Here is a 2,087-nt window from a genome sequence, read left to right as displayed (position 1 = left end):
GGGCGGGTCCGAGGCCGACCGGGCCCGGCCCGGCGGACCTTGATGGTGGCCATGACCTCCTCGAAGCGGGTGCAGTCGGCGGCGTTGCCGCCGGTGAGGGTGAACTCCACGTCCAGGTCCCGGGCGCGGCGGCCCAAGCACACTGCCCGCCGTGTCACCCACCGCCGCTGGCAGGCGGATCCGGGCGAGTCCGATCACGGCCAGCCGTAACCCACCCTGACCCCTGGTACACAGGTGCGCTGGTTGCCACGCACGCCTGACGGCGTGCCGCGGCGGTGGCGTGTGAGTGGGCTCTGGACTTTGGACACGGTGTTCAGGCAGTGCGGTACAGGAGGTCGGGCGTGGCTGCGGTGGCCTGGCACGGGAGGCGGGTGAGTCCGGCCTTCTCGGCGAGGTACCGAGCCAGTGCGCGGGCCTCGGAGGTTCCCCTGAGTGTTCCCGTTCCGTCTGCTCGCGAAGGCGCCCGGCCTCGGCCCGCCCCTGGGCGAAGGCGTCCTCGGGCTCGAGGATCCTGGTGCGGATCTGTTCGCGTGCGGCGCGGGCGATCCGGGTGTCCGTGGGGCGGGTGTAGCGGTGGGCGCGGTGCTGGGCGATGGCCTCGCGGTAGCCCGCAGGCTGCTCGTGGGGCCCTGTCCGGGCCGGGCCCGGTGCCGCGGACCCGTCGAATTGACAGTTCGTCATGGTCGGGTGCCAGCCATCCACGTTCATGCGGTCCACATGTCATCCGCCGGCGGCGTCCTCGGCCTCCCAGCGCAGCAGGTCGCCCGGCTGGCACTCGAGCACTTCGCAGAGCGCGGCGAGTGTTGCGAAGCGTACCGCCTTGGCGCGGCCGTTCTTGAGTACGGCCAGGTTGGCGGGAGTGATCCCGACGCGGTCCGCGAGCTCGCCCACGGACATCTTCCGCCTGGCCAGCATCACGTCGATGTCGACGGCGATCGGCATCAGATGACCTCGTCCAACTCGGCCTGCATCTGCGCTGCTTCGACGTCGCGCGCGACGGCCTGGGTGAGCAGCATCCGTAGCACGAGGACGATGAGGGCGACCCCGAGGATGGCCAGGCTGACCCCGCCCATGATGACGGTGACGCCCGGATCCTCCCGCTGGCCCGGCGCGTTGACGGCCGTGACCGCGAACCACAGGAGGGCAGCCGCCACGATCGCGCCGATCACGCCGTCCACGTACCGGAAGGCGGCGTGGGAGAACACGGTTCCGCGTCGCACCATCGTCACCAGCCGCCATACGCAGCCCAGGGCGACCTGGACCGACACCATGCCCAGGATCGTGATCACGCGCAGCGGGGTCAGCGGGAGCGAGCCGTCCTCCGGGTCGCTCCCACTGACCAACGCCCACAGCATCCCTGCCTGTACGAACACGGTGCCGACGAGCACGACCACGAGCACGGCGCGCAGCGCACGCACAGTCAGCTTCCCCACGATCAATCCTTCCATCGAGTTACGGTGGAAATCTATCGAGTTTCGATAGGTGAAACAAGAGCTGAGATGGAGGGTGAGGCGGAGGCGTCCCGCCACCACGCGAACCCAGGACCCCGCCGGCCGGTCGGACGGGTCAGGTGGGTCGGGCGGGCAGGCGCCGGAGGCCTCGGGGGAGTGGGGCCACGTGTCGTGGCGGCGTTCCCGCTGGACGCTGCCGTCGGCCTCGTGCACCGTGACGGCCTCCCGCCGTCGCGCAGAGCCGGCCGTCCGTGTCCCCCAGCGCTTCGGCGATACCGGGCACGGACTCACGGGCGAGGAGCCGTACGGGTACGCGGGGGGAGTTCATGTGCTCTTCCTGGTCCGCGTCCGGGCTGCAGCGGCTGGCCACTAGAGCTGCCGCAGGTGTGCCGGATTGTCCTTTTCGTGCGCTGGTCCCGCGAGGATGCCCTCGATGCGGATGAGGGGTGCGCAGAGGTCGGGGCAGACGCTCCGCATGGTTGCGCCGTGAGTGGGCAGCCAGTCATCCGAGCCCTTGCTGTGCAGGCGGCGTGGCGACTAGTAGGGCTTTGTTACTGAGGTTTTCAGGGTGGGGTCGGTGGGTCGATGGCCAGATGTGTGGCCGTGAGGCAGCCGTCGACCAAGTGGGGTCGGAGT

2 protein-coding genes are annotated in these 2,087 nt (G+C 70.3%); both read right to left on the bottom strand.

Features of this window, described 5'->3' with window-relative positions; translation table 11 throughout:
• Window positions 1-720 precede the first annotated feature (720 nt).
• Window positions 721-942, bottom strand: coding sequence for a helix-turn-helix domain-containing protein (locus tag IF88_RS0139525; RefSeq protein ID WP_030724363.1), 222 nt, complete (start codon window positions 940-942; stop codon window positions 721-723).
• Window positions 942-1,433: a DUF2975 domain-containing protein gene (locus tag IF88_RS0139520; RefSeq protein ID WP_030724361.1), complete on the bottom strand. Its 492-nt coding sequence runs from the start codon at window positions 1,431-1,433 to the stop codon at window positions 942-944. The genes IF88_RS0139525 and IF88_RS0139520 overlap by 1 nt, the downstream gene beginning before the upstream one ends.
• Window positions 1,434-2,087 lie beyond the last annotated feature (654 nt).

Source organism: Streptomyces sp. NRRL F-2580 (assembly GCF_000720115.1).
In the GTDB taxonomy this organism is placed as follows: Bacteria; Actinomycetota; Actinomycetes; order Streptomycetales; family Streptomycetaceae; genus Streptomyces.
This window is presented reverse-complemented; position numbering and strand designations above follow the sequence as displayed.

Bases quoted from the DNA above. Each gene is read 5' to 3' on its own strand.
- IF88_RS0139525 (WP_030724363.1), bottom strand. From the start codon at position 942: ATGCCGATCGCCGTCGACATCGACGTGATGCTGGCCAGGCGGAAGATG.